12 protein-coding genes are annotated in these 25,040 nt (G+C 67.6%); 8 read left to right on the top strand and 4 right to left on the bottom strand.

Going from position 1 to position 25,040, the window contains the following annotated elements; genetic code table 11:
* Positions 1–253: 253 nt before the first annotated feature.
* Positions 254–14,416, top strand: coding sequence for a non-ribosomal peptide synthetase (locus ON40_RS28890; RefSeq protein ID WP_083896015.1), 14,163 nt, complete (start codon positions 254–256; stop codon positions 14,414–14,416).
* Positions 14,417–14,498: 82 nt separating this feature from the next.
* Here ON40_RS28890 and ON40_RS28885 read toward each other — a convergent pair whose 3' ends face one another.
* A complete protein-coding gene (locus ON40_RS28885) occupies positions 14,499–15,407 on the bottom strand; it encodes an oxygenase MpaB family protein (protein ID WP_040828031.1) in 909 nt (302 codons plus the stop codon).
* Positions 15,408–15,611: 204 nt separating this feature from the next.
* On the opposite strand from ON40_RS28885, the gene ON40_RS52150 reads away from it, so the two are divergent.
* Together ON40_RS52150 and ON40_RS28880 are read left to right on the top strand one after the other, a co-directional pair.
* Positions 15,612–15,782: a hypothetical protein gene (locus ON40_RS52150; protein ID WP_157186454.1), complete on the top strand. Its 171-nt coding sequence runs from the start codon at positions 15,612–15,614 to the stop codon at positions 15,780–15,782.
* Positions 15,783–16,133: 351 nt separating this feature from the next.
* A complete protein-coding gene (locus tag ON40_RS28880; RefSeq protein WP_040828030.1) occupies positions 16,134–17,081 on the top strand; it encodes an alpha/beta hydrolase in 948 nt (315 codons plus the stop codon).
* Between the two features lie 1,109 nt (positions 17,082–18,190).
* Here ON40_RS28880 and cutA read toward each other — a convergent pair.
* Both cutA and ON40_RS28870 read right to left on the bottom strand, forming a co-directional pair.
* Positions 18,191–18,514 carry a divalent-cation tolerance protein CutA gene (gene cutA, locus ON40_RS28875; protein WP_245568042.1) on the bottom strand — a complete coding sequence of 108 codons (324 nt, stop codon included), beginning with the start codon at positions 18,512–18,514 and terminating at the stop codon, positions 18,191–18,193.
* Positions 18,498–19,133, bottom strand: coding sequence for a helix-turn-helix domain-containing protein (locus ON40_RS28870; RefSeq protein WP_218008884.1), 636 nt, complete (start codon positions 19,131–19,133; stop codon positions 18,498–18,500). Before ON40_RS28870 ends, cutA begins: the two co-directional genes overlap by 17 nt.
* A gap of 109 nt (positions 19,134–19,242) precedes the next feature.
* Between ON40_RS28870 and ON40_RS28865 the strand changes: the two genes are divergently transcribed.
* From ON40_RS28865 to ON40_RS28845, 5 genes are all read left to right on the top strand, one after another.
* Positions 19,243–19,734: a hypothetical protein gene (locus ON40_RS28865; protein WP_040828029.1), complete on the top strand. Its 492-nt coding sequence runs from the start codon at positions 19,243–19,245 to the stop codon at positions 19,732–19,734.
* Between the two features lie 140 nt (positions 19,735–19,874).
* Positions 19,875–20,165 (top strand): hypothetical protein, encoded by a 291-nt coding sequence (locus tag ON40_RS28860; protein ID WP_157186453.1) that lies wholly within the window; start codon positions 19,875–19,877, stop codon positions 20,163–20,165.
* Positions 20,162–21,883, top strand: a complete 1,722-nt coding sequence (locus ON40_RS28855) for a replication initiator (protein ID WP_373281991.1) — start codon at positions 20,162–20,164, stop codon at positions 21,881–21,883. Before ON40_RS28860 ends, ON40_RS28855 begins: the two co-directional genes overlap by 4 nt.
* A gap of 12 nt (positions 21,884–21,895) precedes the next feature.
* Positions 21,896–22,126, top strand: a complete 231-nt coding sequence (locus ON40_RS28850) for a helix-turn-helix transcriptional regulator (protein ID WP_245568040.1) — start codon at positions 21,896–21,898, stop codon at positions 22,124–22,126.
* Positions 22,126–23,322 carry a tyrosine-type recombinase/integrase gene (locus tag ON40_RS28845; RefSeq protein WP_040828027.1) on the top strand — a complete coding sequence of 399 codons (1,197 nt, stop codon included), beginning with the start codon at positions 22,126–22,128 and terminating at the stop codon, positions 23,320–23,322. Before ON40_RS28850 ends, ON40_RS28845 begins: the two co-directional genes overlap by 1 nt.
* A 33-nt stretch (positions 23,323–23,355) precedes the next feature.
* Here ON40_RS28845 and glnA read toward each other — a convergent pair whose 3' ends face one another.
* Positions 23,356–24,792 carry a type I glutamate--ammonia ligase gene (glnA, locus tag ON40_RS28840; RefSeq protein ID WP_040828026.1) on the bottom strand — a complete coding sequence of 479 codons (1,437 nt, stop codon included), beginning with the start codon at positions 24,790–24,792 and terminating at the stop codon, positions 23,356–23,358.
* Between the last annotated feature and the right edge of the window lie 248 nt (positions 24,793–25,040).

Below are 25,040 nucleotides of genomic sequence, written 5' to 3'. Positions count from 1 at the left end.
GCTCCTTCCGCTGGGTCGGCCTCCGGCCGCACATGTTCAATTTATCCGGGAGCACGGCTGCGCAGGGGCGATACCGCGTGGTGAACCCGTGAGCGGCACCACTCGGTGAACTCGCCGGTGTAACGCGGCGACAACTCCTGATGATGAGTGTCTATATGGACCGAACCGCCCCGAACCCGGGCTTGCCGCACGCCGAAGAGCCGGGGCAACCACGACGGCACGCGACCCGACCTGACCGGTACGATACGGCACGGTGAGAACGAATACAGGGCGTCAGCAGTCGCGCGGAAATCGTCGGCGGGGGAGTGTGCTTTTCTCGAGCCTGCTCACCGCTGCCGTGGAGTACGCGGCCGACACCGTCGCGATCCGGTTCAGTGCCTCCGGCGATCCCGCGGATGTGCGGCAGCTGACCTATCGCGAACTGGACGAATCGTCCTCACGTCTGGCCCGTGAGCTCATCGCCCGAGGGATCGGCGCCGACGACGCGGTGGCGATCGGCATCGCGCGCGGTATCGAATCGGTTCTGGCCGTCTGGGCGATCGCCAAGACCGGCGCGGCATACGTTCCGGTGGATCCGGCCTATCCGGCCGAGCGCATCGAGCACATCCTGTCCGATTCCGGAGCGGTACTCGGGCTGACCACCGCCGCGCACCGCGCGGCCTTCGGGGACGACGGCCCCGAGTGGATCGAGCTGGACGATCCGGCCCACGCCGAGCGGATCGCCGCCCATCCCGCCCACCCGGTCTCCTATGCCGATCGGGTGCGCACGGTGACCGAGCTGCATCCGGCCTATTACATCTATACGTCCGGCTCGACGGGTCGCCCCAAGGGCGTGGTCGTCGGTCACGGCGGCCTGGGCAGCCTGGTCACGGCCATGCGGGAGTCGTTCGGGGTGGGGCGCGAGTCGCGGGTGGCGCACGTCTGCTCGCCGAATTTCGACGTCTCGGTCCTGGAACTGATGCTGACCTTCTCCTCGGGCGCGACGCTGGTGGTCTCGCCGCCGCAGGTGTTCGGCGGACACGAACTGGCCGAGTTGCTCCGGCGCGAGGGCGTGACGCACATGCTGATCACCCCGGGTGCGCTCGAGTCGGTGGATCCGACCGGCCTCGACGACCTCGAGACGGTGATGGTCGCCGGTGACCGGTTCGGCCCGGAACTCGTCGGCCGCTGGGCCCGCGACGGGCGCAGGTTCCTCAACGGCTACGGGCCGACCGAGGCCACGATCCTGGCGACCGCGACCGGCGCGTTGAATCCGGACGAGCTGGTCACCATCGGCACCTCGGTTCCCTCGATGGGCGCGTTCGTGCTCGACGCGCGGCTGCGGCCGGTTCCGGCAGGCACGACCGGTGAGCTGTATCTGTCCGGTCCGGCGCTGGCGCGGGGATATCTGGGCCGCCCCGGCCTGACCTCGGAGCGGTTCGTGGCCAGTCCGTTCGTCGGTGAGAACGGAAAGTCGGCAGCGCGGCTGTACCGGACCGGAGATCTGGTGCGGCGCACCGAATCCGGCACGATCGAATATCTGGGCCGGACCGACTTCCAGGTGAAGATCCGGGGTGTGCGCATCGAACTCGGTGAGATCGACAACGCCCTGACCGCACATCCGGACATCGACTACGCGGCCACGTTGGACCGCACGTTGCCCTCGGGATCCAAGGCGCTGGTGTCGTACGTCCTGCCGCGCACGGGAACCGCCGTCGACACCGACCGGCTGGCCGAATTCCTCGGGGAATCGTTGCCCGCGTACATGATTCCGACCCTCATCATGGTGCTGGACGAGATTCCGCTCACCCCGGTCGGCAAGCTGGACCGTGCGGCGCTGCCCGAGCCGGTCTTCGAGGCCGCGGAATTCCGCGCACCGGTCACCGAGAACGAAATCCTGATCGCCGAACTGTTCGCCGGCGTGCTCGGCGTCGAGCGAGTGGGTCTGGACGACTCCTTCTTCGGACTCGGCGGCGATTCCATTCTGTCGATTCAGCTGGTCTCGCGGGCCAAGGCGCGCGGCCTGGCCTTCACCGCGCAGGACGTGTTCAATCAGCGCACCGTCGCCGGACTGGCCGAAGTCGCTTCCGCCGTAGGCGAATCCGCGCGCGAGCAGCTCGCCGAGCTGCCCGGCGGCGGCGTGGGGGAGATGCCGCTGACGCCGCTGATGGCGGCGACGCTGGCCAAGGGCCCGGCGTATCGGCGCTACTCGCAGTCGATGACGCTGCGGCTGCCGGTCGGCCTCGACGACGAGACGTTGCTCGCCACCCTGACCGCCGTCCTGGAGCACCACGACGTGCTGCGCTCCCGCCTGCGCGGAGATGCCGAGCAGGGCTGGACATTCGAGGCGCTGGCCCCGGGCGCGGTCGATGTTGCCGCACTGGTGCACCGGGTGGATCTCCCGGCCGATATCGACGAGGCCGAACTCACCCGCCGGGCGAGCGTGGAATTCGATGCGGCGCTGGGTCGGTTGGATCCGGCGGGCGCGGCCATGGTGCAGTTCGTCCGGTTCGCCTTCCAGGACGACCGGACGCCCGCGCGCCGACCCGACGTCCTGCTCGTGGTGGCTCACCACTTCGTGATCGACGGGGTGTCCTGGCGCATCGTCATTCCGGATCTGATGGTGGCGTGGATGCAGATCGCCACGGGTCAGGCGGTCGCGCTGCCCGCGGCCGGCACCTCGATGCGGCGGTGGGCGCACGCCCTGTCCGAGGCGGCGCGCAGCCCGGAGGTGCTCGCGGAACTGCCGCTGTGGCAGGAGATTTCGCAGGCGTCCGATCCGCAGCTGGGCGATCGTGCCTTCGATCCCGCCGTCGACACTCTGGCCACCGTGGAACGGGTGCGGGTGACAGTTCCGCCGGAGGTGACCGAGGCGGCGCTGACCACGATTCCCGCGAAGTTCCGCGGCGGGGCCAACGATGCCCTGCTCGCCGCGTTGGCGCTGGCGGTGAGCCGGTGGCGCGGAGACGAGTCGGGCGGCGCGGTACTGGTGCGCCTGGAAGGGCACGGCCGCGAGGAGGACTTCGTTCCGGGTGCGGACCTGTCGCACACCATCGGCTGGTTCACCAGTGCGTTTCCCGTCCGGCTCGATCTCGCGGGCATCGATGTCGCTGCGGCGTTCGACGGCGGCGCGGTCGCCGGTGATGTGCTCAAGGCGGTCAAGGAGCAGTACCTGGCGGTGCCGGGTCGCGGTCTGGGCTTCGGGCTGCTGAGCTACGCGAATCCCGAAACCGCCACGCAGCTACCGGATCTCGGCCAGATCACGTTCAACTATCTGGGCCGGATCGCGGCCGGTGGCGCGGCGGCCCAGGTCGCCGAATCGGACTGGACCCCGACCGCCGATCTGGGTGATTTCGACGCCGAACTGGATCGCGACATGCCCGCCAACGGGGCGATCGACATCAACGCGATCGTCACCGACGGCCCGGACGGGCCGCAGCTGGGCGCATCGTTCGCCTTCCCGGCCGGACTGCTCTCGCCCGAGCGCGTCCAGCAGCTCGCCGATCTGTGGGTCACCGCGCTGACCGCGCTGGCCCGGCACGCACGACGTGCGGACGCGGGCGGGCGCACCCCGTCGGATCTGCCGCTGGTCCGCGCCATCCAGAGCGATATCGAGACCTGGGAGCGGAACTACCCGGCGCTGGCCGACGTGTGGCCGCTCTCGCCGCTGCAGTCCGGCATGCTGTTCCACGCTCTGTTGAGCAGCACGACGGTCGACGTCTATACGAGTCAGGCGCGCGTGGACCTGTCCGGAGCGGTGGACGCGGGACGGCTGCGGACCGCGGCGCAGGCGATCATCGATCGCTACCCGAATCTGCGGGCGGCGTTCGTCACCGATACCGCCGGCCTGGCCGTGCAGCTGGTCGTGGACCGGGTGCAGGTGCCCTGGCAGGAGGTGGACCTGACTGATCTGCCGGAGCCACAGCGGGATTCGGAACTCGAGCGGCTGGTCCTGGCGGACCGCGCCGCACACTTCGACATGAGCGTGCCGCCGCTGCTGCGGTTCACCCTGTACCGTCGCGGCACTGCGGACGACGCGGCCGAGCGCTGGCAGCTGGTGATCACCAGTCACCACATCCTGCTCGACGGCTGGTCGATGCCGCTGCTGATGCGGGATCTGCTGGTGCTGTACGCCACCTCGGGCGATGCATCGATGCTGCCGCGCGTGGAGTCGTACCGGACCTTCCTGAGTCGCCTGGCGAGCCGGGATCTCGAGGCGTCGCTGCGGGTGTGGGGGCGCGCGCTCGAAGGCGTGAGCGAGCCGACGTTGCTCGCCGCGCAGCCTCGTGCGGCCGAAACCCAGGACCGCGGCAGGCTGCTCGTCGAGATCGACGCCGAGCACACCCGCCGGATCGCGGCACGAGCCGGTGAGCTGGGCATCACCGTGAACACGCTGGTGCAGGCGGGCTGGGGTCTGGTACTCGGCAAGCTCACCGGACGCTCCGACGTGGTGTTCGGCGCCACGGTCTCGGGTCGTCCCGCGGATCTGCCGGGCATCGAGTCGATGGTCGGCCTGTTCATCAATACGCTGCCGGTGCGGGTCGGTATCGACGAGCGGACGACGATCGGTGAGTTCCTGCGGCGTCTGCAGGGCGAGCAGGTCGAACTGCTCGATCACCATTACGTCGGCCTCGCCGATATCCAGCGGATCGCCGGTGCCGGTGCGCATTTCGACACGCTGCTGCTGTTCGAGTCCTATCCGATCGACAAGGAGTCGATCGGCGCGGCCGCCGATATCGACGGTGTCGCGGTGACCGGCATCGGTGCGAGCGACGATTCGCACTACCCGTTGACCCTGCTGGTGACCGCGGAATCGACCCTCGAGCTGACCTGGAAGTACCTGTGCAGCCGATTCACCGCCGACGAGGTGGAAACCCTTGCGGCGCGGCTGGTCCGGGCGATCGACGCGCTGGCCGGTGATCCGAGCGCGCTCGTCGGCGATATCGACATCATGTTGGGCGAGGCCGAGCGGGATCGAATCCTGTTGGACTGGAACGACTCCGCGCACGAAGTGGCGCCGGAATCGATGCTCGACGGCTACCGGCGCGCGGCCGCGGCGCATCCCGATCGGGTCGCGGTGGTCTACGAGGGCGACCAGCTGACCTACGCGGAATTCGATGCGCGCGTGAATCGCCTTGCACGCCTGCTGATCTCGCAGGGTGTCGGCGCGGAGTCACTGGTCGGCCTCGCGGTGCGGCGCTCACTGGACCAGGTCGTCGGCATGTATGCGGTGCTGGCCGCGGGCGGTGCGTGGGTGCCGGTGGACCCGGACCATCCGGCCGATCGGGTCGAGCAGGTGGTGACGGCCGCGCAGCCGGTGTGCGTGCTCACCACGACCCGCGACGAGGTCGCGGTGCCGGACGGAATTCCGTTGCTGCACATCGACACCGTGGATCTGAGCGGATTCGCCGCGACCCCGGTCGCAGCCGCGGAACTGTTGCGCCCCGTGCGCCCGGACAGCCTGGCGTACGTGCTGTTCACCTCCGGCTCCACCGGTCGGCCCAAGGGCGTCGCGGTCTCGCACCGGTCGGTCGGCAACCACCTGGCCTGGATGCAGTCGCAGTACCCGCTGACCATCGACGACGTCTACCTGCAGAAGACCACCTTCACCTTCGATGTCTCGATGTGGGGCTATTTCATCCCGCTGCGCCTGGGCGCGACCCTGGTGATGGCCACCCCCGACGGGCATCGCGACACCACCTACATCGCGGAAACCATTGCGGCGCAGAACGTCACCGTCACCGACTTCGTGCCCTCGATGCTCGCGGTCTTCGCCGCGCACACACCTCCGGGGTCGGTGCCGACGCTGCGGCGCGTCATGGTCGGCGGCGAGGCGCTGCCGGTGGAGACCGTGGCCGCGGTGCGCCGGATCTGCGATGAGCCGGTGCTGAACGTCTACGGGCCGACCGAGGCCGCGGTGGCGGTCACCACGTGGCCGGCCACCGGTGACGAGCAGGGCGGCGTGCCGATCGGTACTCCGGTCTGGAACACCCGTGTGTACGTATTGGATTCGCGTCTGCGACCGGTGCCCGCCGGGGTCACCGGCGAGCTCTACCTCGCCGGTGAGCAACTGGCGCGCAGCTATCTGGGCCGCCCGGATCTGACCGCGGATCGGTTCGTGGCCAACCCGTTCGGCCCGGGTGAGCGGATGTACCGCACCGGCGACCTGGTGGCCTGGCAGGAGCCGGGCATCCTGAAGTACCTGGGCCGCACCGACTTCCAGGTGAAGTTGCGCGGCCAGCGCATCGAACTCGGCGATATCGAGGCGGCGCTGCTGGCACAGCCCGCGGTCAACCAGGCGGCCGTGCTGGTGGTGTCCACGGACCTCGGCGATCAGCTGGTCGGCTACGTCGTCCCGGCGCCCGGTGGGCATCTCGACGCGGAGTCGCTGCGCACCGCCGTCGCGCGCAGGCTGCCCGCGTACATGGTTCCGGCCGCGATCGTGGAGCTGGCGGAGTTCCCGCTGGGCAGTGCGGGCAAGCTGGACCGCAAGGCGCTGCCGCGGCCGATCGTGGCCGTCCGGGACTTCCGGGCGCCGTCCACGCCGGTCGAGGAGATCGTGGCGGGCATCTTCGCCGACGTGCTGGGCGTCGACCGGGTGGGCGCCGACGACGACTTCTTCGCCCTCGGCGGTAATTCGCTGGTCGCCGCGCAGGTGGTGGCCCGGCTGACTGTGGCGCTGGACGCGCGCGTGTCGGTGTCGGCGCTGTTCGACACTCCCGTCGTGGCCGATCTGGCGGCCGGAATCGTGCCGGGCTCCGGCGACTCCGCGAGCCGCCCGCCGCTGGTGCGGGCGCAGCGGCCGGAACGGATCCCGCTGTCGCTGGCACAGCAGCGGATGTGGGTGATCAACCAGATCGACCCCGAATCCCCGTCCTACAACCTGCCGTTCGCGATTCGCCTGACCGGCACGCTGGATGTGCCCGCGTTGGGACTGGCCGTGCTGGACGTGCTGGACCGGCACGAGGCGCTGCGCACCCGATTCCCGGCGCACGGCCCCGAGGGAGAGCCGTATCAGGAGATCCTGTCGGTGGCCCGGACGCTGCCGGACGGGCTCGTGGTGGAGACGGCCGCGCTCGAGGACTACGACCGGATCGCCGGGCTGATGTCGGCCGGCTTCGACGTCACCGAGCATCCTCCCGTGCGCATCCGGCTGTTCTCCGACGCCGAGGCTCGCGAACACCTGTTCGTCGTTGTGGTGCACCACATTTCGGCGGACGGAACCTCGCTCGCGCCGCTGGCGCGCGATCTGGTCACCGCCTATGTCGCGCGGCAGGCGCAGACGGTTCCGGGCTGGGCGCAGCTGCCGGTGCAGTACGCGGATTTCGCGCTCTGGCAGCGGTCGGTCATCGGCACCGACGACGACGAGAACTCCATCGCCGCAAAACAATTGGCGTTCTGGCGCGAGCACCTGGCCGGAGCTTCCGGGATCGCGCGGCTGCCGCTGGATCGGCCGCGGCCCCCGCGTCCGTCCGGGCGGGGCGCTCTGGTGCACGCTGTGATACCGGCGGATGCGCACGTCGGGTTGACCGATATTGCGCGCGAACACAATTCGTCGTTGTTCATGGTGGTGCACGCGGCGCTGGCGGCGCTGCTGGCCCGGCAGGCGGGCGGTTCGGACATCGCGATCGGCACGCCGATCGCGGGCCGGGGCGCGGCGGAACTGGACGATCTGGTCGGCATGTTCGTCAACACGCTGACCCTGCGCCTTCCGGTCGATCGCGGGGCGCCGTTCGCGGCACTCGTGGACCGGGCGCGCGAGACCGATCTGTCGGCGTTCGGACATGCGGACATCCCGTTCGAGCGCGTGGTCGAGGCCACCCAGCCCAGCACGGCCGGTGATGCGCTGTTCCAGGTCGTGCTGTCCTTCCAGAACATGGAGCAGGCGGAACTCGAGCTGCCCGGTCTGACCGTGGCCGCGCTGGACACCGGTCAGGTCAACGCCAAATTCGACCTGCTGGTCACCGTGGAGCCGCGCTACGCACCGGACGGCACGCCCGATGTGCTCCTGGCCGGATTCACCTATGCGACAGATATTTTCGACGAGGCCACGGTCACCGCTATCGCACAGCGGTTCGAACGGTTCGCCACCGCGGTCGCCGCGGCCCCGGAACTGCTCGTCGGCGACGTCGACCTGCTGGACGCGACCGAACGCGACCGGGGCCCGGTCGTACCGCCCGCGCCGATCACCCCGCCGCCGGACGACTCGGAGCCGGGCCGCACACTGCCGGACCTGATGGCCGCGGCCGTGGACAGCAACCCGGACGGTGTCGCGGTGGTCTTCGCCGACGCCACCGAGCAGCTGTCCGAACTCGAGTACCTCGACCTGGACGAGCGCTCGACGCAGCTGGCCCGGGTCCTGATCGATCGCGGTATCGGACCGGAGGATCTGGTCGCGATCGGCATCCCGCGCTCACCGGAATCGGTGCTCGCGGTGTGGGCGATCGCCAAGTCCGGCGCCGGATTCGTGCCGGTCGATCCCAACTACCCCGCCGATCGCATCGCGCACATGCTGGCCGATTCGCGTGCGGTGCTGGGCCTGACCGTGGAGTCGGTGCGCGCCGACCTGCCCGCGCAGGTGGAATGGCTGGTCCTCGACGACCTCGAGACCGAGCGACTGATCGATGAGGGTTCGCCCGATCCGGTGACCGATGCGGACCGGCGTCGGCCGCTGCGCGCGGCGCATCCGGCGTACGTCATCTACACCTCGGGGTCGACCGGTCTGCCCAAGGGCGTGGTCGTCACGCACGCGGGGTTGGCGAGCTTCTGCGAGGAGCAGCGCGAGCGTTACCGGGTGACGAGCAGTTCGCGCGCACTGCATTTCGCCTCGCCGTCGTTCGACGCGTCGATTCTGGAACTGCTACTGGCTCTCGGCGGCGGTGCCACCCTGGTGGTCGCCTCGCCGACCGTCTACGGCGGCGCGGAACTGGCCGCACTGCTGGCTCGGGAACGGGTCACCCACGCCTTCATCACCCCGTCCGCGCTGGCCTCGGTCGATCCCAAGGGGCTGGACAAGCTGCGCGTGGTGATCGCCGGTGGTGAGGCGTGCCCGCCGGATCTGGTGCAGCGCTGGGCGATTCCGATCGGTGGTCGCCGCACCCGCGAGTTCTACAACGGGTACGGGCCCACCGAGACCACCATCATGACCAATATCAGCTCCCCGCTGGTGCCCGGCGAGACGGTCACCCTCGGCGGGCCGATTCGCGCCATCACCGAATACGTGCTGGACGAGCGGTTGTCGCCGGTGCCGGATCGGGCCGTCGGCGAGCTCTACATCACCGGTGCGCAGCAGGCCCGCGGCTATCACGAACGTCCCGCGCTCACCGCGGCCCGTTTCGTGGCGAATCCGTTCGATCCCAGCGGTTCCCGGCTGTACCGGACCGGTGACCTGGTCCGGCGCACCTTCGATGGTGAGCTGGAATACCTGGGCCGCAACGACTTCCAGGTGAAGATCCGTGGATTCCGGATCGAGCTGGGTGAGATCGACGCGGTTCTGGCCGGACAGGACGGGATCGACTTCGCGGTCACAATGGGACATGAACTGGCCACCGGCGCAACCATTCTCGTCTCGTACGTGCATGCGGCCGCCGGTGCGGTGGCCGACGCGGACGAACTGATCGCGGTCGCCGAGCGGCATCTGCCCGCTCATATGGTGCCCACCACCGTCATGGTGCTCGACGAGATTCCGCTCACCCCGGTCGGCAAGCTCGACCGTGCCGCGCTGCCCGCGCCGCAACTGCACACCCGGGAGTTCCGCGCCCCGTCCGGACGGCTCGAAGAGGTGGTCGCGGAGGCGTTCACCGAATTGCTCGCTCCCGCAACGCCGGTCGGTGCGGACGACGATTTCTTCGAACTCGGCGGCAACTCGCTGATCGCGACCCGGCTGATGGCGCGCATCGGCGCGGCGCTGGACACCCGGGTTCCGGTGCGGCTGCTGTTCGAGGCGTCGACGGTGGCCGCGCTCGCGGCGCGCCTGGGTGATCACGCTGTCGCCGACGATCGCCCGGCACTGGTGGCCGGGCCGCGGCCGGAACGGATTCCGCTGTCTCCGGCCCAGCGCGGGATGTGGCTGCTGAACCGGTTCGATACCGCGTCGGTGGCCTACAACGTGCCGATGGCGGTGCGCCTGCGCGGCAGCCTCGACGTGGACGCGCTGCGCGCGGCCATCGGGGATCTGGTGACTCGCCACGAGATTCTGCGCACGGTGTATCCGCTCGCGGCGCGGACCGATACCTCCGGTGCGGATCCCGCGACGCCGGACGACGGTCCGGTGCAGGTAATTCTTCCTGCGGCGCAGGCGGTTCCGCCGTTGCAGGTGCAGCCGGTGGACCCGTCCGGGATCGTCGAAGCGGTTGCCGAACTCGCACGGACGGAATTCGACCTCACCGTGCGGGTGCCGCTCGTGGTCGCGCTGTTCGACCTGGGTGCGGCCGAATCGGACGAGCACGAGTACGTCCTGGCCGTGGTGGTGAATCACATTGCCGCCGACGGCTCCTCGATCGGCCCGCTGGCCCGGGATCTGATGCTGGCGTACGCCGCGCGCAGCGCCGGGCAGGCCCCGCAGTGGGAGCCGCTGCCGGTGCAGTACGCGGACTACAGCATCTGGCAGCGCACCGTGCTGGGTACCGAGGATGATCCGGAATCGCTTGTCGCTCAGCAGATCTCCTACTGGCGTACGGCGCTGGACGGACTGCCGGACCAGCTCGACCTGCCCTCGGATCGCCCGCGCCCGCTGCTGCGCTCCTACACCGGCGGCCGCGTCGAGGTTCGGATCGACGCCGAAACCCACCGCGCTCTCGCGGAATTGTCGCGGGCGCACGGCGCGACGCTGTTCATGACCGTGCACACCGCGCTCGCGGTGTTGCTGGCGCGCTTGTCCGGCACCGACGACATCGCGATCGGCTCGCCGGTCGCCGGTCGCGGTGACGCGGCACTGGACGACCTGATCGGCATGTTCATCAACACGCTGGTCTTCCGCACCCGCTACGACGCCGGTGCGACGTTCACCGAACTGCTGGCGCGTCAGCGGGACGAGGACATCCGGGCCTTCGCCAACGCGGACGTGCCGTTCGAACGGCTGGTCGGCGTGCTGGATCCGGTGCGGTCACCGGCCCGCCATCCGCTCTACCAGGTCGCGCTGTCGTTCCAGAACCTCGCGCCGGTGGCCCTGGAGATGCGGGGGCTGGCCGTGGCGGGCCTGGACATCGGCGTGGAGGTCTCACAGTTCGATCTGCACTGGATGATCGGTGATTCCTACGATGCGCAGGGCGCGCCGCAGGGTATCGGCGGCATCGTGACCTACGCCTCGGACATGTTCGAGCACGACACCGTGCAGGGATTCGTGGATCGTTTCGTCGGTCTGCTCGGCACCCTGGCCCGCGATCCCGAAGCGGTGCTGGGCGATGTCGACGTGATCGATGCGGCCGAGCGCGCGGCGCTGCTGAGCGATGCGGCCGATACCGCGCATCCGGTGTCCGACGAGCTGCTGCTGAGCGGATATCGTCGCGCGGTCGCGGCGGATCCGGATGCGGTGGCCGTCGTGCACGACGAGACGGTGTGGACCTACCGGGAGTTCGACGAGCGCGTCAACCGGCTGGCCCGATATCTGATCGGGCAGGGAATCGGTCCGGAATCCGTTGTTGCGCTGGCAATTCCGCGTTCTCCCGAACTGATGGTCGCGATGTACGCGGTACTGACCGCCGGTGGGGCCTACCTGCCGCTGGACCTCGAACATCCGGCCGGGCGGATCGCGTACGTGCTGGAGACCGCCGAGCCCGCGCTGGTGCTGAGCACCGGAGGCGCGGATGTGCCGGGCGCCGACGGGGTCGATCTCGACACGCTCGAGGTGTCGGAATACTCCGCCGAACCGGTCGTCGCGGGCGAACTGCGCGCTCCGCTGCGCGCGGACCATCCGGCGTACGTGCTGTTCACCTCCGGGTCGACGGGCCGTCCGAAGGGCGTGCTGGTTCCGCACGGCGCGATCACCAATCAGACCGCCTGGATGGCCGAGCACTACTCGATCGCGCCGCAGGACGTCTACCTGCAGAAGACGGCGACGACGTTCGACGTCTCGCTGTGGGGTTACTTCGTGCCGCTGTGGGCGGGCGCGCGGGTGGTGCTGGCCGCACCGTCCGGACAACGCGACCCGCGCTATCTGGCGGAGTTGATCGCCACGCATCGGGTGACGGTCACCGACTTCGTGCCCTCGGTGCTGCAGGTGTTCCTGGCCGCGGCGCAGCCCGCGCAGGTGGCCTCGTTGCGGGCGGTGTTCGCCATCGGCGAGGCGCTGCCACCCGGCACCGTCGCCGAATTCGCCGCGCTGTCCCCGGCCGGGCTGCACAATCTGTACGGGCCGACCGAGGCCGCGGTCTCGGTGACCTATCGCCCCGCGTCCACGAGCGACCGCACGACGGTGCCCATCGGTGTGGCGCAATGGAATACGCGCACCTACGTGCTCGATTCGCGGCTGCGGCTGACGCCGGCCGGTGTGGTCGGCGAATTGTATTTGGCGGGAACCCAATTGGCGCGCGGTTATATGCGCCGACCGGATCTGACCGCCGACCGGTTCGTCGCCGACCCGTACGGCCCGCCCGGATCGCGGATGTACCGGACCGGTGATCTGGTCCGCCGTCGGCCCGACGGTGTGCTGGAATACCTGGGCCGCAGCGACTTCCAGGCGAAGATCCGCGGTCATCGGATCGAACTGGGCGAGATCGAGACCGCGCTGCTGGCCGAATCCTCGGTCGCGCAGACGGTCGTGGTGGTGGCGCCCTCGGAGATCGGTGATCAACTCGTCGCCTATGTGGTTCCGGCGGTCGAGGATCTGTCGGTCGACGCCCTGCGCGCGTCGCTGACCCAGGTACTGCCCTCGTACATGGTGCCCTCGTCGGTGATGGTGCTCGATGCCATGCCGATGAACGCCAGCGGGAAAGCCGATCGCAAGGCCCTGCCGCGACCGGTGCTGCGGACCCGCGAATTCGTCGCACCGGCAACCGATACCGAGCGATCGGTCGCCGAGGTCTTCGGCGAGGTGCTGCAGGTCGATCGAGTGGGCGCCGAGGACGATTTCTTCGCCCTCGGCGGCAGTTCACTGCTGGCCTTCACCCTGCAGCGGGCGCTGAACAGCCGGCTCGGCATCGACGTGCCGATGGCCGCGTTGTTCACCGCGCCCACCGTGCGTGCCCTCGCCGCCCGGATCGACGATCCGGGCGAGTCGGCGGTCGCGGTGACCGATCCCCGGCCCTCGATGGCCGCCGACGCGGTACTGGAATCGGAGATCGACGGCGCCGGTGTACTTCCCGCCCGTGCGGGCGAGCCGCAGGACGTACTGCTCACCGGCGCAACCGGTTTCGTGGGTGCGCATCTGCTGCGCGAACTGCTGGACAGCACGTCCGCGCGGGTGTGGTGCCTGGCGCGCGGTGAGGACGACGACCGGGCGGGCGAGCGAATCCGTGGTTCGCTGGAGCACTACCGGCTCTGGGACGAGTCGTTCCAATCCCGGATCGTCACTGTCGCAGGCGATCTGGCCGCACCGCGCTTCGGGCTGGACCAGGCGGGCTACACCCGGCTGGCCGAGCGGATCGACGTGATCTTCCACAACGGCGCGCGGGTCAACCACATCGAGCCCTATGCGCGGTTGCGTGCGGCCAACGTGTCCGGCACCCGGGAGGTGCTGCGGCTGGCCACGAACGGCCGGATCAAGCCGGTGCACTACATCTCCACGGCCAATACGGTGATTCCGGTTGCTCTCGCACCGGATTTCACGGGTCCGGAGGACACCGAACTGAGCGTCGCGGAGGTGTCCGACAACGGGTATGTGGCCAGTAAGTGGGTTGCCGAGCAACTGGTCCGGCAGGCCGGTGAGCGTGGTGTGCCGGTGCGCATCTACCGGCCCGGCCTGGTCTCCGGTGATCCGCGCAGCGGTGTGAACAGTGCCGACGACTCGTTCTGGAATATGATCCGGGCCGCGGCCATCCTCGGTATGGCTCCGGACACCGGTGATGCGGCGATGCCGCTGGTTCCGGTGAACTACGTCGTCGCGGCGATCGTGGCGCTGGCGGCCGAACCGGCCGACGGTACTGCCTTCCACCTGGTGAACCGGGATGCGGTGCAGATCGGCGAGATCTTCCGGGCCCTGAGCCGCAACGGAATTCCGATCGAGATCGCACCGGTCGAGCAGATCGCCGTCCGGTTGGCCGAGGAGGCGGCCGCGCGTGATGCCGCGGGTGACGATTCGCTGGTGCGTGCGGCCCTGGTCAGCGGCAACTACGGCGGTTCCCCGATCCTTGTCGACGACACCCGCGCTCGCGCGGCGCTCGCACGGTACGGGATCGCTTGTCCGCCGGTCGATTCCGCGGTGCTGGACGCGTATGTCACGGCCTTCGTCGAGTCGGGATTCTTTCCCGCACCGGCCGGGGAGCGCGTGCAGAACGATTGATCGATCGTCCGGGTGTCATCGGCGCACAGGTGATCACCTGTCGCGGTGACACCCGGACGGATCGGCGGTTTCGCTGTAGGAATCAGATAGGCCGCAGGTCGATCATCTTGCGCAGGCGGGTGCGGTCGCGGTCGAGGCGGCGGGCCTCGTAGGCGATGGGGAAGTAGCGCAGCCGTTCGGGCAGCAGCGGGACAGTGCGGCCGACCAGCCAGCCCAGTACCCGCAGGGTCGTCTCGTCGGTCGCGGACCAGCTCAGGCCGAGTTTCTCGCGCGCGACCTCCGGTGTGGTGCCGACGGTGAAGAAGTACTGCAGGCGGCTCACCGGCGTCGTCGCGGCCCGCCACACCGGCGCGAGCGGGCGCGGCAGGAAGGAGGGCGGGGCGATCCGGCGGCTCACCTTCAGGAAGTCGTAGGCGACGGGGGTCGCGGTCAGGTGGTTCTCCAGCTTGTCGTGGAAGTAGTCCAGCCACTCGCTGTAGGTCGGCGGAATCTCCTTGGGCGCCACCGAGAAGTTGCGCATCAACTGCACGACCTCCTGGTAGTACTCCTCCTTGTCCGCTTCGCTCAGCGGCGTGCGGCTGAAGGGTTTCGCGCCCTCCGTGTAGGCGTAGACCGCGGTGTGCAGTACCCAGGCCCACGGTCCGGACGACAGTGCGGTATGCCGAACACCCTGTGCGTCAACGGTATTGAGCGTGGTGTGCATCTTGCGCAGTCGGTCCGCCTCGGCCAGCGCCTCGTCCCCGGCGTAGATCCACATCATCACCGAGGCGATACTGCGGAAGGCGCGGCCCATCGGATCGGTGCGGAAGGTCGAATGCTCGTCGACGACCGCCGCGATCGTCGGCTCCATCGTCTGCAGCAGGAACGCCGATCCCGAGGTGAACGGAAAGGTGACCAACCCGACCTCGTCCCACATCCGGCTCTGGGATGTGAACGGCCTACGGGCCGGAAGTTCGCGGTCGGCGGGCTCGATACGTGTGGACGCGGTCACGGGATCTCCTTTGATCGCACAGGCAGCACGGCTGACCCACTCAGTGATGAGAAGGTTATTATAAAAGTCTCTCATCATGTCGTCGCGCTGGCAAGGATGCTGCGGCAACAGCAGCGGATCGCACGAAAAATTGACGCCTGATCCCGCTGACCTGGTGGAAGAATGGAGTTCTCACCAGGAAAAAGAGAAGGGAGAGTGATGGCGATGACCCACCCGAGCCCCGCCCGTCGCCCCCTGCTGCCGACGCTGCGCGCCCATCTGCACTACCCCCTGAGGCGTCATCACCTCACCCGCGAGGAACGCCGCAACCTGGCCACCTCCCGCGCCCGCCCCGCGGTCTACAGCGCCTCCCTGGGCTGCCACCCCCACCTGTGACGCGTTGACTGCCCCCGCGCGGGTTGCGTGTCGAATAGTTTGGACGCCAGCAGAATTCGGTCGCGTAGGCATGTGAGCAGACGTTCCGGCCGATTCGGATCGAGTTGACCTCCGGCTGCGGCCGTCTGTTCCATCCGGGTCGGCGTCATCGAAAAGTGCTGGATCCCAGACGCATTCGTTTGCAGTGCAGGTCCGGTGAAGGTGACCCACTCGATCACGACACTGTCGCGGTTGGATTACGGCTTCGAATCTGCCTGAGACTTACCGCAACTCGTCGGTTTCTCGCATGGCAACTCGCACTTCCCAACAGGGTCGATGGGCGTGAGCAGGCGGTATCTTGGGTCGGTGGCCATGTGGAAGATAGGAGCCGCGGTGGTGGCGGCTGTGCTGGTGTCCTCGTTCGGTGCCGTGACGGCCGATGCCGCACCCACCCGAACCGCGGAATCGCGCGTTCCGGCAGGGCGTTTCCAGGAGCTGCTCGTGCCGTCCAGCATGGGGCCGATCCCGGTTCAGGTGCAGTGGGCCGCGCACGGCGGCAGCGCCGCGCTGTACCTGCTCGACGGGCTGCGAGCGCCCGCCGATCACAGCCAGTGGGTGAGCGACACCGACGCACTGCGCCAATTCGTGGGCGACAACGTCACATTGGTGTTCCCGGTCGGCGGTCATTCGAGTTTCTATACGGACTGGTACCGGCCCAGTAGCACCAACCATCAGAGGTTCACCTACAAATGGGAGAGCTTCCTGACCCGGGAGCTGCCCGCGTACCTCGCCGGGTACGGAGTGTCGCGCACCAACGACGCCATCGCCGGCGCCTCGATGGGGGGCGACGCCGCGATGATCCTGGCCGCGAACCATCGCAATCAGTTCAGGTTCGCTGGATCCTTCTCCGGATTCCTGAATCCCACATTTCCACTCTGGAACGAGGGGATGCGCGCGGCCATGTGGGACGAGGGCAATTTCAATGTGGACGATATGTGGGGCCCGCCGGGTGATCCGGCGTGGAAGCGCAACGACGCCGTCATCCAGGCAGCCGCGCTGCGCGGACTGCCGATGTACGTCTCTTCGGGCAACGGTGTGCCCGGCCCGATCGACGCGTCGCGCGCGGTAGGCGACACGGCGAACGGGATGGGGCTCGAGGCGATGGCGGAGGTCGGGGCCGAGATATTCCGTGACCGCGTGCGCGCCCTGGGCATCCCCGCCCGAGTCGACATCGGCAACGGCACCCACACCTGGCCGTACTGGCAGCGGGCGCTCGCGGCCGCGCGGCCGATGATCCTCGCCGCCCTCGGCGTGCGCTGACCTCCACATCGGCGCCTGATCGGCCTGATCGATGGCGGCTGCGCGGGCGTGCGGATCCGCCGACATCGCACGCCCGCCCTCGTGTCATTGAAAAGGCATGGGCCCCAGCCGAATCCGGCTGGGGCCCAGGTGTCGAGCAGATGCTGCGGACGACTTACACGTCGTAGTACAGCTCGAATTGCGTCCTGGGCTTTTGCTGCCAATGGGTAGTGATGGTGCAGGGCGTCTACCTGCATGTTCGATTGGTGGCAGCGTTGGCGAGAAGGTGGCCGATTGGGTGGCGCTGCGGACGAACTGCGGACGAGATCGGTTCTGCCCTCGCGGATAGGTCGTCTATTCGCCCCCGACTGCTCTTCCCCCATCTTCCTCATGCTTGCCGCTCTCAGTGGAAGTCGGGCGGGTCAAGGATGCCGTAGGCACCGCGTAGCGGACACCGGCAGGTGGTCCTTGATGCGTTCGGCTGGAGCGAGACAATCAGGCAATGAGGAGGGTGGGGGATTGCCGCGTAACCACTCCGACCAGGTGAATGTCCGGTTTCATGCATGAATTTGAGGCGGGTTCGCAACCACAGCCGTTGTACCGGGCTGGGCGCCGGCCGATTCGTGCTCGGCTGCGGGAGGTCAGTCGGGTACGGCTGGCGTCGTGCCCACACTGTTCGGTCGTTGAAATAGGCGGCCAGATAGGAAGAGTCCGCGTGCTGCCACGTCGCCAGAGCGGAGCGGCTCTGCCCAGACTGAGCCCGGTTCGTCGAGCGCTGGGAGATCCGGACCGGAATTCGACGGTGGAGCTCTCTGCCGGGTCTCGGCTCAATGCCTCTCGTCCCGAGCGGGTTCGTGGCTGTATGGGCCATTCAGGCATCAGGCGGAACGGCCTGGAGGGTTGCCGCCGACGCGCCGACGCTCCCGCGCGCCGCAGCGGAGCAAGGTGCGCGGTGTGCGGCGCAGCGTGGCGGCGGCGGCCCGTAGGGCCGTCGCCCTTGATCTCATATAGCTAAATTCGGCAAAGGAAGTGATACGCAAGGCTCGTCGCCTGTGGAGATGGGAACGGCCGGAAGCTCCGTTCGCTCAGTTGAGCGTGAGAGTTCCGGCCGTTCGATGTTCGGGCTCGGGCTATTCGGCGTCGGTGGAGTCCAGGACCCAGGCACGGTATCCGGGATGCACATCGACAATTGGTACTGCGATCACCTGCGGTGTGTCGTAGCTGTGTCGATCATTCGTGCGCTGAATGATTCGCGGCACGAGGGACTTTCGGGTATGCAGGGTTACCAGGGCTTCGCTGTCGTCAGAAACATCGTCTTCCCATCGATAGATGGATCGGATGTGAGGCACGATGTTCCCGCAGGCGGCGAGACGGTCCGTGACGAGTTCGCGGGTGAATGCCGCGAGCCAATCAGCGCTCTCTGCGGTAATTGTCACGTCAACTAATTCGTCCACGTGAGGCTCCATTCGTTTCGATCAATTGTTCGACCATGTGCTGTGCGTCTTCGGGTTTGCGTGCCATGCCTCCCCAGCCGATGATGACTTCCCCGTCGTAGCTCATGCCAACCCAGCGCCCGTAGGCAGTCTGGCCGTGCTGGTGGAGGTGGAAGTAGATCGAGCCTTTGGATCGGACGGCACCGTCGGTGGCTCGATACCACCCGATTAGGGCTTCGTTGTCCCAGATTCGTACTTCGCCGCGCCATGCGTAGGTGCCGCCTTCGAGGTCGACATTGACGGCACGGCTGGCGTCCAGGTGAATCCGGTCGCCTTGCTGGGTGGCGGTCATGCTGTGGACGTCGACCCGGGAAATTCCATCCTTCGAGGTCTCCCAGGCGGCCCACCAATCGCCGTTCAAATTGAGGCCGGTGGGGATCTCGCCGGCCAACTCGGCAAGCGAGATGCCCAGGGCTTCCGCGAGCTTCACGGCGACTGAGAAGGCGGGCTCTTGCTCACCGGCTTCGTAGCGCGTCACCTGTCGCAGGGTCATCCCGATAGCGGTCGCTAGCTGGGTCTGTGTGAGCCCCAGCTCATTTCGGCGGCTCCTGATCACCTCCGACATTGCCAACTTCTCCATGACTCCCTCGCTGAAGTTGTTGCGGATAGGACTAATACGTCCTATTCTATGACTAGACCAATAAGGCGTATGGCACGACGCAAACGTCATAGTACCCAAGGGGGTCAACATGCAGGCGGTTCAGCTCTTCAGCACGATGGTTCTTCGTCCGTCCCGGCTCAACCCTGCGGGTTGGTGCATGTGGTGCCTGGAGCGGGATTGCTCCCGGGCGAGGTGCATCGAGATCCACGAGGGCTCGTCGTGGATGATCTGCCCGGACTGCGATGGCAGCGAGTACGCCGATATCGCCACGTACGACCGGTGCATGGAGTGCATGGGCGGTGTGGTGCAGGCGGATCTTGCTCCGCGGTTGTCGGTGGTTCCGGATCTCCCGGACGAGGACGGCGGGCTGGTGTACTTCGCGGCTGATCCGTCCGAGCGGACTCGGCGTTTGCAGGAGGCGGCGACCAAGGCGCGGCTGTTCGGCGCGGACACTCCGGAGGAGCGCGAGGCGGCGGGTCTGCCTCCCCGGACCCCGGTGCCTGCGGAGCTGGAGTGGGATTACGCCGCGCACTGCCCGAAGTCGGTCAGCGGGGCTCGTCGCTACCAGGACGGCCGGTGATCGTGATGAGCGAGCGCGAAGCGACTGTGCTGCGGTTCCGGCCTCGTGAGGCTGAGGTGCTGCGTCCGCCTCGGCTGACGTTCGCGGGCCGGTGTGTGTGGTGCGGTGAGGCTGGGTGTGCTGATCCGGAATGTGTGCAGTTGCATGAGGTTTCGGAGTGGCGGGTGTGCCGTCAGTGTGACGGGACGGGTTTGGCGTTCTCGGGGCCGCAGGGCTGCACGTGTGCGTTCGGGTTGGTCCATGTCGCTCCGGTGGTGCGGCGGGTGCTGTACGTGAGCGCGAAGGGCATCCCGGTGAGCGAGACCGGTCACTGGTCGGGCTACAACGAGCGCACCTACTACTCGTTCTCGCATCCGGTGCGGGAAGGCTCGAAGCCGATACGGCCGGTCGCGGGGCTGAATGATGGCTCGGGGGAGGTGGTGGCTCTGTGACCGATTCTGTTGTCACAGAACAGGATTCGCCTGTCACGGAACTCGTGGCGGGCTTGTCCCGTGTCACGGCTGCGGATCGTCGGGCGTTGCCTATCGGGTTGGATGTGGCCGAGGCGGCGGCGGACAAGTACGGGGCGTGTCGTCGGCCGGTCCCGATGCGGACCTTCGACCAGTCCACGGGGGAGTCGAGAGTTGTTGGCTCGCCGTGCAAGTCGACGGTCAGCAGCGTTTGTCCTTCGTGTGCGAAGCGGGCTCGAGCCTTGCGTAAGCAGCAGTGCAAGGAGGGCTATCACCTCGATCGTGAGCCGGTCCAGGAGAAGAAGGACCCCACCGAGCACCAGGTCGGCCTCTACACCGCCCGCGCGGATCTGGCCCAGGACTACCGGTCCGCGAAGGCGGCCGGGGACACCGAACTGATGGACGGCATCCGCGAGGTGGTGGCGGACCTGGATCGGGAGCTGCGTGAGTCGGGTGTGCGCGGCCGGTTGGTCGCCCTCGATCCGATCGACAAGCCTCGCCGCAAGCGGTCCACCAAGCGGCGTCAGGACACTCCGGAGCTGCCGCGTAAGAAGGTGCAGAAGCACACGATCAAGGCGGCCTATCCGGGTGGGTATCGGCCCGGGATGATGGTCACGCTGACCATGGACAGCTACGGGCGGATCAACCGGACCGGGGACCGGGACAAGGACGGCAAGGTCTGCTCGGACGGATCACCGGTCCACCCGGACAGCTATGACTACACCCGGGCGGCGCGGGATATCGCGTTCGCTGCGGCGTGTTTCGACCGGTGGGTGCAGAACCTGCGCCGGGCGGTCGGGTATGACGTGCAGTACTTCGCGGTGGTGGAGCCGCAGAAGCGCGGCGCTCCGCATTTCCATGTGCTGATCCGCACCGATATCCCGCGTGAGCTGATCCGCCGCGTCACTGATGCGACGTATCACCAGGTGTGGTGGCCGCACTTCGACGAGCCGGTCTACTGGGACGGGAACATGCCGGTCTGGGACCCGGCCGCGATGACCTTCGTTGATCCGCGCACCCGCCGGCCATTGGCGGGCTGGGACGAGGTGATGGACCACCTGGACACGATGGACGAACTCGACCCCGCGCACGTGGTCCGGTTCGGCCCCCAGGTGGACCCTCGGGACATCAAGGGCGTGATCCCGGGGGAGGAGTCCAACAAGACGATCAACTACGTCACCAAGTACCTCACGAAGTCCATCAGCGAGGTGCTGGAGACCGACATCGAGCGCACCCGAGCGCATTACGACCGGTTGCACGAGGAGCTGCAGTACGTCCCGTGCTCTCCGCGGTGCCCGGTGTGGCTGCGCTACGGCATCGTGCCGCAGGGCGCCAGCGACAAGACGGTGCCGGGCCGGTGCACGGGCAAGGCGCATCGTCGGGACACCCTCGGGTTGCCGGGTCGGCGGGTGCTGGTCTCCCGGAAGTGGACCGGGAAAACGCTTCCCGATCACAAGGCCGACCGCGCTGATTTCGTTCGGCAGATGCTCGCTCAGGCCGGTATGAGCAAGCCGCAGATAGACCACCTGCGGGTGGTCCCGGTCCGTCCGGGTGACAAGGACTGTCCGCCCCGGGAAGTCCTGATCTTCCAGGGAATCGCCGATCGGACGACCTGGCAGAACGAGTACTACCGCGCGGTCGGCCTGTTACCGAACCCGCCAGGCACGCATGACCTTTCGGCAATTCCGGAAGCGGCATAGGAGGCAATGACCATGATCGAGGATGAGACCTACCTGCGGGCCAAGCAGTTGGAGGCGCTGACCGGGATTCCGGAGGCCACTTGGCGGTGGTGGGCGCATATCGGGGACCCGACCAAACCGCCCAGCTTCAAGCTCAGTGCTCGTCGGCGCGTGTGGAAGAAGACGACCGTGCTGGCCTGGATCGCTGAGCAGGAGCGGGCGGGTATCGAGTTGGAGGCTGAGCGTCGTCGGATGGTGGCGTGATGGCCGGTAAGCGCAATCGGCGGTCAGGAGTCGAAGACCGCTGGCACAAGACCGTTTACGTCACCCAGGAGGACGGCGGCAAGAGTCGGCAAACGGTGCGATCGGCGAACTATGGGTGCAAGAAGCGGTGGCGGGCTCGGTACGTCGATGACCAATCGATAGAGCATGTCCGCGGCTTCGAACGCAAGGCCGACGCCGAGACGTGGCTGTCCAACCAGATGTCGAGCTTGGTGCAGGGCACACACGTGGCTCCTCGGGATGCCGCGATCACCGTGCAGCAGTGGTGCGACCAGTGGATTCAGGGGTACGAGATCCACCGGAAGGGGACGGTCCGTGAGGCCAAGACCCACATCAAGCGCATCACCGCGACGTTCGGCAATATGCAGCTTTCGGCGGTGCGGCCGTCCTCGGTGAAGGCGTGGGTCGCCGGGCTGAAGCGGGAAGGGCTGAAACCGAGCTACGTCTATGCGCTGCATGGGCGGTTGTCGCAGATCATGAACGATGCCTGGCATGAGGGTCTGATCGCGCGTAATCCGTGCTCGCGCAAGACATCTCCGCCGATGGGTAAGCAGAAGCCGTACATCGCCACGACGGAACAGGTCTGGCAGCTCTACGACGCATGTCCGGGCCATATGCGGGTGGCGGTGCTGCTCGGTGCATTTGCGGGGTTGCGGGTGGCGGAGGTGTCGGCGCTGCGGGTCGCGGATATCGACTTCATGCGTGGGGTCATCCACCCAGCGCAGCAGTGGCCGGCCGATCCGCTCAAGTCGCCGACGAGTGAGACGCCGATCCCGATTCCGCGGGAGTTGACGTTGCTGCTCTCGGCGTCCAAGCAGCGGTGGCCGCACACGAACATGGTGACCAATGGCGAGGCTCAGCCGTTGCCGCCGTGGCAGATTGAACGGGCGTTGCGTGTCGTCCGCGAGAAGAACCAAGTGCCGTCTCTCCCAGAGGAATTCAGCTTTCACGATCTGCGGCACTACTTCGCGTCGCTGCTGATCTCCAAGAAGGCCGATGTGAAGACCGTGCAGGCGCGGCTACGTCACGCCTCGGCGCGCACCACGCTGGACACGTACGGGCATCTGTGGCCGGACGCAGACGAGTCCACCCGGACCGCAATCGGTGAAGTGATCGCGGAACGGATGGACTCGGTGCGAACTACTGCGGACGAACTGCGGACGGAAGAGCACGGATAGGTGTTCCGCCGCAGGTCAGAGCCTCGGGAAGGCTTACACGTCGTAGTACAGCTCGAACTCGTAGGGGTGCGGGCGCAGGTTGATCGGGGCGATCTCCTGGTTGCGCTTGATGTCGATCCAGGTTTCGACGAGGTCCTCGGTGAAGACGTTGCCTTCGGTGAGGTAGTCGTGGTCGGCCTCGAGCTTGTCGATGACCGAAGCCAGGCTGGTGGGGGCCTGGGCGATGTTCTTGGCCTCCTCCGGCGGGAGCTCGTAGAGGTCCTTGTCGACCGGGGCGGCGGGCTCGAGCTTGCGCTTGATGCCGTCCAGGCCGGCCATCATCATGGCGGCGAAGGCCAGGTACGGGTTACCCGAGGAGTCCGGCGCGCGGAACTCGAGGCGCTTGGCCTTCGGGTTGTTGCCGGTGACCGGGATGCGCACCGCGGCGGATCGGTTGCGCTGCGAGTACACCAGGTTGATCGGGGCCTCGAAGCCCGGGACCAGGCGGTGGTAGGAGTTCACCGTCGGGTTGGTGAACGCCAGCAGCGACGGCGCGTGGAACAGGATGCCGCCGATGTAGTGGCGGGCCAGGTCGGACAGACCCGCGTAGCCGGCCTCGTCGTGGAACAGCGGCTTGCCGTCCTTCCACAGCGACTGGTGCACGTGCATACCCGAGCCGTTGTCGCCGAACAGCGGCTTGGGCATGAAGGTGACGGTCTTGCCCTCCTGCCACGCGGTGTTCTTGACGATGTACTTGAACAGCTGCAGGTCGTCGGCCGCCGACAGCAGGGTGTTGAACTTGTAGTTGATCTCGGCCTGACCGGCGGTGCCGACCTCGTGGTGGCCGCGCTCGAGCTCGAAACCGGCGTTCTGCAGGTTGGTCGCGATCTTGTCGCGCAGGTCGACGTAGTGGTCGTACGGCGCGACCGGGAAGTAACCACCCTTGTTGCGGACCTTGTAACCGCGGTTGGGGGTGCCGTCCGGGTTGAACTCCGCGCCGGTGTTCCAGGAGCCCGAGACCGAGTCGATCTCGTAGAAGGCGCCGTTCATGGCCGAGTCGTAGCGGATCGAGTCGAAGATGTAGAACTCCGCCTCGGCGCCGAAGAACGCGGTGTCGGCGATGCCGGTCGAGCGCAGGTACTCCTCCGCCTTGCGGGCGATGTTGCGCGGGTCGCGGCTGTAGGCCTCACGAGTGAACGGGTCGTGCACGAAGAAGTTCATGTTCAGCGTCTTGGCAGCGCGGAACGGATCGATCCGAGCGGTGCTGAAGTCGGGCAGCAATAGCATGTCCGACTCGTCGATCGACTGGAAACCGCGCACCGAGGAGCCGTCGAACGCCAGCCCCTCCTCGGCCAGATCGGCCGTGAACGCCTTCGCCGGGATCGAGAAGTGCTGCTGCACACCTGGGAGGTCGGTGAACCGAATATCGACGTATTCGAGCTCCTGCTCCTTGATGTAACTGATGACCTCGTCGGCCGTGCTGAACGCCACTTGTACTCCTTACGGATCGGTTCCCAGCCCGTACCGATTGCTGGGTATCGCTGCTTGACGGTATGGATGCGGTGTTTCCCGACAATCAAGGCTGTGTTTCGCCAGTGTTACACGTACTGCTGGGCGGGCTGTGCACCTCCCCGGCGTACCGAGGGTGGCACGGCTGTCGCCCGGCCGTGCTCGACCAGCAGGAACATCCTGCCACCGCGGGGTGGGGGGCGGGTGCACCGGTTGGGGAAAAATGTGGC

The sequence above is a fragment of the Nocardia jiangxiensis NBRC 101359 genome, assembly GCF_000308615.1.
GTDB classification, from domain to species: domain Bacteria; phylum Actinomycetota; class Actinomycetes; order Mycobacteriales; family Mycobacteriaceae; genus Nocardia; species Nocardia jiangxiensis.
Note: the sequence above shows the minus strand (reverse complement) of the source record. Positions and strands in the feature narration are given on the sequence as shown.